Source organism: Calothrix sp. CBUCES-K 9914, from assembly GCF_059640475.1.
The window spans coordinates 1-8,419 of record NZ_JBXXZH010000336.1; the positions used below are offsets into that span (position 1 = coordinate 1).

Annotated in this window: 5 protein-coding genes and 1 pseudogene; 3 read left to right on the forward strand and 3 right to left on the reverse strand. The window is 40.4% G+C overall.

Features of this window, described 5'->3' with window-relative positions; translation table 11 throughout:
- Positions 1-176: 176 nt before the first annotated feature.
- On the reverse strand, positions 177-548 hold the full coding sequence (locus AC2JBO_RS40260) for a hypothetical protein (RefSeq protein WP_496959238.1): 372 nt from the start codon (positions 546-548) through the stop codon (positions 177-179).
- Positions 549-1,247: 699 nt separating this feature from the next.
- Here AC2JBO_RS40260 and AC2JBO_RS40265 point away from each other — a divergent pair.
- The 3 genes from AC2JBO_RS40265 to AC2JBO_RS40275 all read left to right on the forward strand — a co-directional run bounded on the left by AC2JBO_RS40265 (position 1,248) and on the right by AC2JBO_RS40275 (position 4,316).
- A complete protein-coding gene (locus tag AC2JBO_RS40265) occupies positions 1,248-2,561 on the forward strand; it encodes a type IV pilus twitching motility protein PilT (RefSeq protein WP_496959239.1) in 1,314 nt (437 codons plus the stop codon).
- A gap of 140 nt (positions 2,562-2,701) precedes the next feature.
- Positions 2,702-3,472, forward strand: coding sequence for a circadian clock KaiB family protein (locus tag AC2JBO_RS40270; protein WP_496959240.1), 771 nt, complete (start codon positions 2,702-2,704; stop codon positions 3,470-3,472).
- Between the two features lie 118 nt (positions 3,473-3,590).
- Positions 3,591-4,316, forward strand: coding sequence for a rhomboid family intramembrane serine protease (locus tag AC2JBO_RS40275; RefSeq protein WP_496959241.1), 726 nt, complete (start codon positions 3,591-3,593; stop codon positions 4,314-4,316).
- 203 nt (positions 4,317-4,519) lie between these two features.
- Here AC2JBO_RS40275 and AC2JBO_RS40280 read toward each other — a convergent pair whose 3' ends face one another.
- Together AC2JBO_RS40280 and AC2JBO_RS40285 are read right to left on the reverse strand one after the other, a co-directional pair.
- The gene (locus AC2JBO_RS40280; protein WP_496959242.1) at positions 4,520-7,672 is read right to left on the reverse strand and encodes a PAS domain-containing hybrid sensor histidine kinase/response regulator; all 3,153 of its coding nucleotides are present in this window, start codon (positions 7,670-7,672) and stop codon (positions 4,520-4,522) included.
- Between the two features lie 526 nt (positions 7,673-8,198).
- A pseudogene (locus AC2JBO_RS40285) lies at positions 8,199-8,419 on the reverse strand (hypothetical protein); the annotation flags it as partial.

Genomic DNA, 8,419 nt, shown 5'->3' on the forward strand with positions numbered 1-8,419 from the left:
AGCACTCATCACTCAGCACTCAGCACTCAGCACTCAGCACTCATCACTCAGCACTCAGCACTCAGCACTCATCACTCAGCACTCAGCACTCATCACTCAGCACTCAAATAAACATGAAAAAACCCGGCTTAACCGGGCAGATGCACTGTTTATCGAGTTTTAGCAGTATGTGTTTACTATTTGAGTTCACAAGTTAAAGGACAAGCTGCATAAACAGTAGTCTGCATTTCTTCAGCCTCACCATGTAACCAGCTTAACCATTTCATATCGCTGGGATGAACACCTTTTGCTGTCAATACACCAGCCCCAATCATAACTGCCATTACGTTAAACAGAACCAATCCACCCGCTACTAGTAATACTGCACTAGCTGGCATAAATGATTGTAAAACAATTGATAACAGACATCCTACCGTAGCCATTAAAACAACCAACGGAAAACCGACAACCAGTAAGCATACTGCCAATGTAAAATTCCATATCAGGAAGCTCTTAATCATTTGCAATGAATCGGCTTGTCTTGAAACAGATGCTTGAGCTAATGTCATGACCTTTCCTCCCAAATACACAGCAATAATCGAAAATAAGCTCGAAAATCAAACGATTCAACGATCACCATCCAAGTCGGGGATCGCTCTCCGATAGAAATTTAGTATATAAAACCCATCTCCAAAAATGAGCATTTCTTTAATAAACTTTACAGTCAATCTTTAGTAATTATGAATTGACATCTCTCCTTACTCACTACCAAGCATCCCAAATAGGTATCTACTATAGGAGGCAAAAGCTCAAACGGCGCTAAATTTATGGTTCCCACTATCAACTTCATTACTGAGAGCCTTTACATTTCTTATCAAAACGCCTAACAATTCTCATATTCGCTAAATCGTATGAAGGAACTATGTCTTATAGATTTTTTCGAGGTCTACAACAGCAACTGCTGTGAAGACCCATAAAATTCTCTAATCTAACTACATCAAAACTTTAATAAGTATTCTTTGTAATTTATACCAGTTGACTTCAGGGTTATCACGTAAGTAATAAGTCAAACATGTATGTTAAACAAGTAATCAAGAGTATCTGAGAATTATAATGATTAATTTATTCTCAGGCTGTGTGAAATATTTAATACTAGTAGAGGCAATGAAATCGAACATTGCCGCTTACATTTGTTTAAATATTGGTTTTCACTCTTGGTTTTCACTCTCGGCTCTTGGGTAAAGGCAAAGTTTAAAAAGTAAAGATATATGACAGATACAATTCGTGCATCCAGTCCAGCTCCAACAGTACCTCGTGGTGTTCCGCCGGCGCCTCCTCCACCACCACCAGCAATGAGTACACAAAGGCAGGCAACACAAACTTTAGATATGTCAGCCGACAGAAGTACAAGAGTAGCGCCAGCCGGAGTTCCACCAGTACCTGCGGCACCACCAGTTGCAGCTACATCTCGACCCAGTGCTGCACCTTCACCGCTTTCTTCACCCGCGCAAAGTAACCCCAACAGGTTGACGATGGCGCAACTTATTCAGGAAGCATATGATAAAGGATTTTCGGATATCCATTTAGGTGTCGGCGAAGTACCCCGTTTTCGTAACCGAGGAGAAATTGACAAAACCGACTATCCTAAAACCGACAAAGAAACCTTCATGGCTTGGTTACATGAAATAATGAGCGAAGAAGAAATTCGTCGTTTTCAGGAATACCTCGAATTTGACGGCGCCACACAATATGACTTCGCGCGCGTGCGGATTAACGTTTTTGACTCGCTGCTAGGTCCTGCAATGGTACTACGATTGATTCCATTGAAAATTTTAACAATGGAACAGTTGCGTCTTCCCCCAATATTCCGCGACGTTTGCCACTACCATAAAGGTTTGATTTTGGTGACAGGACCAACAGGTTCGGGTAAATCAACCACAATGGCGGCAATGATGGACTATATGAATAATGAAATGCCTCGGCACATTATAACCATCGAAGACCCAATTGAATTTGTTCACCAAAGCAAGAAAGCATTAATTAAGCAGCGCGAAGTGGGAATGCACACCCGTAAGTTTGATAATGCCCTCAAAGCAGCGTTACGGGAAGACCCAGATGTGATACTCGTGGGTGAAATGCGAGATAAAGAAACCGTAAACACCGCACTCAAAGCTGCCCAAACAGGTCACTTAGTAATGGGAACTTTGCACACTAACAGTGCTGTTAAAACAATTGAACGTATTTTAAACCTTTATTCTGCCGAAGAACAGGATGCGATGCGCGTTGCAGTCGCAGAATCCTTAGTGGCAGTCATCGCACAAGGTTTGTGTCGTACAACTGATGGTAAGCGCGCGGCATTTCACGATATCCTAATTAACACTGACGCTGTTAAAGAATGGATTAAAGACGGTAAGTACGATGAAATCGGCGAATTGATGAAGCAAGCCAGCTTTGATGGGATGATAACCATGAACCAGGCACTACTTAACCTTTATCAAGAAGGACGAATCACCGAAGAAACCGCCTTAGAAATGTCTCCAACACCTAACGAAATGGCCCAATTCCTCAGAGGTCGAGTTTAATAAAGTTGAAAGTGCTGAGTGAGTCGTGCTGAGTTTATAGTTAAGAATAAAGAGTTAACTTCTAACTCCTAACTCCTAACTTCTAACTCCTAACTTCTAACTCAGCACGACTCACTCAGCACTCAGCACTCCTAACTCTCTTGACACAAAACCCCTCATCACTACCTAAGTTATTTAAAGGCATTGCGCTGTTTACGCCTGGAGGAGATATAGTTTACTGTATCGACCCTAGTAAACAGGGTAGATGGCATTCGCATTTATGTACTACTTTACAAAAAATTTTAGATTTACCAGAACCACCGCATTTTTTAGTTCCTTGTTATACAGCTACAGTTGACCATTGGTTAGACCCAAACACTCAACAAATAAAAACTTTTGCTGAAGCATATCCAGCAGTTCTTCGATATCAACCTTTGCTGAATGTGATTTTTGAAACTCCTGATTTAGTTTGGCAAAAGGCGCCGCCGCAACAAGGATTGTGTGATGGCATTGTACTATCCACGCATCGCTCTATGTTTCCTGAGCTATGGAAAGACCATGATTTGATTATTCGTACAGATTTAGCAGAAAAAGAATTCAAGGCGCCAACATTTACAGCAAATATAGAGGTACAAGATGTAGAAGAAAATACACAAGCTTACGTACTTCGATTATTTGTAGCAGGACGAAGCCCAAATACCCAACGTATATTACAATTACTCTACGAATTATTAGAAAAGTACGTAAGTCATCCTTATACACTCAAAGTTATCGACGTCTTGAGTCATCCTGAACTTGCAGAAGCAGATCAAATATCAGCTACACCAACTTTAGTCAAAGTTTACCCGCAGCCGATACGACGTATAATAGGTAATTTAGATAATGTCGAGCGTATTTTACACATGCTCGGAGGCGAGAATAATATAACGTGATTAGTAACAAAATTAATCACTCCTGGTGATAACCGCAATTTATACCTCAGAAAGAAGCGCGCGCTCTTTCGAGTTTAGTAATGTGGTGCTGATTGCTTAAAGTTAGGGAAAAACGTCTGTGGTTCCAATTCGTGACAATAATCCAACAACAATCACTCCATATGTGACTTTTGGACTGATTGCGATTAATGTTTTAGCTTTTATATATGAGTCGAGTCTCCCTCCTCGGTACTTGGATGGGTTCATGCATTTATTCGCGGTTGTACCGCGCGAGCTAACTCTAAGTTTTGGTGGAGTTGTAATTAATCAACCTATACCAGAATGGACGACATTAATTACTTCGCAATTTCTGCATGGAGGTATATTACACCTGGGCGGAAATATGCTGTTCCTATGGATTTTTGGCAATAACGTTGAAGATAAGCTCGGTCATATTAAGTATCTTATTTTCTACTTAGCATGTGGTGTTTTAGCATCATTGACGCAGTGGTACTTTGCCCAAGATTCAAATATTCCAAACTTAGGAGCAAGTGGCGCCATCGCGGGAGTAATGGGCGCCTATATTCTTCGTTTTCCGCAAGCTGAAATTCTTGGTGTTGTACCTCTGGGTATATTTTTCCCCACTTTCCGAGTACCAGCTTATTTTTTCTTAGGCTTTTGGTTCCTGCAACAGGGATTTTATGGTGTAGCAAGTCTTGAAACACCTACTAATATTGGTATGGAAAGCGGTGGTATTGCTTATTGGGCACATGCTGGTGGTTTCGTGTTCGGCGCCATTCTCGGCCCAGTATTAGGATTATTTAGCGATAAGAAAAGTCAGGAAGAGTATTGGTATAACGAGTAACGGATTATGAACGGATGTAACGGATGGTTTATTTTAGTTAACTATACTTTAAACGGGTAAAATGTGAACTTATGTCATATTTAGGTAAGAAGCATCTTAGAGATTTTGACACTTATTTAAAAGTAAAGTTCTAACCCGTTTTGAATATAGATTCTGTTGCAAACCCATAAATTATCCGTTACATCCGTTGTATCCGTTGCAAATTAATTTCTCCTTACTAAAGAAGCGACGACGGTAGTTAATTCTGCTGCTTCGATAGGTTTTGGTAGATGCAATTGAAAACCTTCTTGAATGGCTCGTAGTCGATCTTCTGTGCGAGCATAAGCAGTAAGCGCTGCGGCAGGTATATTACCTCCATCCGAAACTGGCATCGCGCGTATTTTACGAATTAAGGAGTATCCATCTTCTCCAGGCATTCCAATATCACTAACTAAAACATCAGGTTTGAACTCCCGTATTAATTCCAGCGCTTCAGGAACCGAAGCAGCAGCTTGTACTTCTGCATCAGATTGTTCGAGAACGGTGATAAGGAAGTTACGAGTGTCCGCTTCGTCGTCAACTATTAATACACGCACTCCTTCCAGTGAGGGTAAAAAGGTGAAAGCTGGAGTCGCAGTACTCAAAAACGAAAGGTCTGGACAGGTAGATAGTGGTAGTTTGACTGTAAAAATGGCGCCATTACCTTCACCCTGACTTTCCACACCAACGCTACCACCGTGAAGTTCTACCAAATGTTTGACTATTGCTAATCCTAAACCTAAACCTCCATGCGTCCTGGTACTAGAACTATCTGCTTGGCGAAAGCGGTCAAACACATAAGGTATAAAATGGGGCGGAATTCCTATACCGTTATCTTTAACTTGAACCAAAACTTGCGAGTAGGCAGTATTAGCTTCTGCGGATAGTTTGATTAGTTTGATTTCAACTTCCCCACCTGCTGGGGTAAATTTAATCGCGTTGGATAATAAGTTCCAAATTATTTGCTGTAAACGTTCAGTATCCCCTTTAACAAAAAGTTTTGGGTCAAAAATTGATGGTTGACACTGCGCTTGCTTATCAAGAGAAACTACTTTTTGACTTGCTTGCCAGTTGGAATCCTCAATTGTAAATAGTATCTCTATTTGCTTGGCTTCGGCAGCAATACGTACTGTATCAATGGCTGCTTCCACAATCGGTACGAGATTACATGGAGTTACATCCAGTCGCAGTTTACCACGGATGATACGCGAAATATCAAGCAAGTCCTCAACTAACTGCTTTTGAGCGCGCGCGTTACGTTCAACTGCTTCTAATGCTTGCACTTTTTTCGTTTCGTCGAGGTTTGGACGCGCGATTAATAACTGTGCCCAGCCTAATATAGCGTTGAGGGGCGAGCGTAATTCATGGGATAAAATAGCCAAAAACTCGTCTTTCATTCGGTTGGCATCACGCAGTTGGTCTGTTTGCTGCTGCAAAGAACCAAGCAAACGCGAACGTTCAATGGCAATAGCAATTTGGTCACACACTGCCTGCATCATACCAAGTTCGTTTTGGCTAAATTTAGTTCGGGTACGACTGCCAAAACCTAACGTTCCAAATAACTGACCTTGAGCAATTAAAGGGTAACTAGCAAATGCTGTTATTTCTAAATCTCGAATCAAATTAGTTTTTGGGTCGGTAGAATCCTGTACATCCTCCAGCGCGATAAATTGGCGTTGAGCAGCAACAGTACCGCATACCGCTTGATTAAAATATAATACGCTAATGTTAGATGCGACTTCTTCACAAACACCGCTATATGAGGCTAAATGTAACTCCTGCCTCGGTTCGTCAGCTAAGTAATTAAAGTAACAATCTAGACCAATCTGTTCGGAAAGTTTGTGGAAAACACTGTCAAGCAGTGCTATGGGTTTTTGACTTGATAACAAATCACTCGCAGTTCCAAACAATAATTGAAGTCGCTTATAACCTAGTGATAAAGCTTTTTCTACTTGTTTGAGCTTACTAATATCTTGAAACATCAACACGCAAGTAGCTGGATGACCATACATTTCGGTTAGTGTATCAGCAAATATCAGCAGCGAGCGAATATCACCATTTGAATTATGCCAGTCCATTTCAACCCCATCCAAACGTTCACCGCGCGCAACTCGTACACCTGGCATTTGTTCGTCTGGGATGCGCTTACCTGCTGCATCGGTACAGTAATAAATGGTATGATACTCTTCAGCGGGTTTACCTTTGGGAAATTCACCACCAGCAATTTCATTGGCTGCACGGTTTGCAAAGGTTACTTTTGCCGTTTTTGGCTCAATTAAAAGTAACGGCGCCGGCATTAAGTTGAGTAGGTATTCAAGCCAACTCTGCTGGTTACGCAGCGCAATTTCAACTTGTTTACTAGCAGTAATATCATTATTAATGGCAAGAATTTGGTGGAGTTCACCGTCTTCCCTGAGAATAGGGACATACTTAATTAACGTGGTAAAGGTTTTGCTGTTAGGAAGTGTTACTGTCGCTTCGGTGATTTGATTAGTACGAGTTTGTTGTGCTTTAATTAGTGCATTTAAATAAGTATCTGTAACGTAGGATGGAAAAATTTCTTCATCGGTTTTTCCAATAACTTCTTCGTTTGATTTGCTTGTCAAGCGTAAAGCTGTAGCATTAACAAACTGTAATTTTCTCTGTGCATCATAGATAACAAACATATCAGGAATATTATCTACCGCCAAACGAAAACGTTCTTCACTTTTTTGTAATTCTGCCTCAACTTTTTTTCGCTCGCTTAAATCCAGAATAAATGCTACTGACTCCTCACGTTGTTCCCCTGCCAAAGTATATCCTACTAAAATCGGAATACGACTTCCATCCTTACGTACTAATTCCTTTTCATACGGCTTACAACTTCCAAACGTTTGAGCTTCAGCAATACGTTCTTTTTCCAATGTCAGAAATTCGGGTGGGGTCATATCAATCGAACGTATCCTTCCAGCTTCTAAATCTTCTTTGCTATACCCAACCATTCTTAGAAATTCGTCGTTTGCATGGCGAACATTGCCGTAAATGTCCCCAAATAGAATTCCAATTACATTCGACTCAAAAAAGCTTTGAAGTTTTTCTTCGTTCGCATTCAGTGCTGCTTGCACCCAGTCACGCTGACGACTTAGTTTCTCAACGCTCGCCGCACTGCGCCATATCATGAAGATAAAAATCACAATCAAAATAATTGCATACAGTGATAGTGCAAACGTTGCATCGAAAAGTCCCGCGCGTAGTCCTTGTAAAATCCACCACTCCAACGCGAGCGGAACTACAATAGCAGCTATCAGCAACCGCCGTACTAAATGCCCAGCGTAGCTATCGCTTGTAATTAATCGCATCAATCCTTGCTCCGACTTAGCCCACAGTATACCTGTACACAGCACCAAAAACCAAAAACGTAAATGCAGAAATCAAAGTCAAAATTTGCACAGAACGCGCTTTAACGAGCTTAGTAATGCTTGTTGCTGTTCTAAATGTTACCTCCTACTAACTACAAAACTTGCAATTCTTAGATGCTCTACTAAATATTCTATTTGATGTATTTACTTTTCTTGCATCTACCAATGTACATATTTTTTGAACATATTTTGCAAAAATTAATCTTCCTGAAAATAAATTTAGCATTATTCAGTGCTTAAAATTGTCAAAATACTTACAAGCCTCTTAACAACTAGCAATCAGCAGACTCTTGACGCTTGAGTTTTTGCTCATTTATACTTTTATATAGACTCTTCTATAAAAAATCTATCCTAGTATAGATTTCAAAAATTTCAAATTAGAACTTAGAAGTCTAATTAAAAAATTAAGCAAACTTTAACTATACGACTTGTATTGATTCCTAATCTTGTTTTAAAATACCCTGTTTTAAAATAACCGAAACCGCGCGAGTTGTGTAAGGAGCGTATCTGTGAGTATTTTGTTTAGCTCCTTGCTGTTTTTGAATTGCAGAATTTGGGTAGTAGGCAAATCAAAGGGAAATTGACCATGATATTCCGCACGCTCCATGTTCGCTAGTATAATTTGCTCAGTTCGCTTTGAAGTTATTGCATAACCAATTTCCACGCTAACATTGGGGCTAGGAATTA

Coding starts and splice junctions, on each gene's coding strand:
- AC2JBO_RS40260 (WP_496959238.1), bottom strand. CDS start 548: ATGACATTAGCTCAAGCATCTGTTTCAAGACAAGCCGATTCATTGCAA.
- AC2JBO_RS40265 (WP_496959239.1), top strand. CDS start 1,248: ATGACAGATACAATTCGTGCATCCAGTCCAGCTCCAACAGTACCTCGT.
- AC2JBO_RS40280 (WP_496959242.1), bottom strand. CDS start 7,672: ATGCGATTAATTACAAGCGATAGCTACGCTGGGCATTTAGTACGGCGG.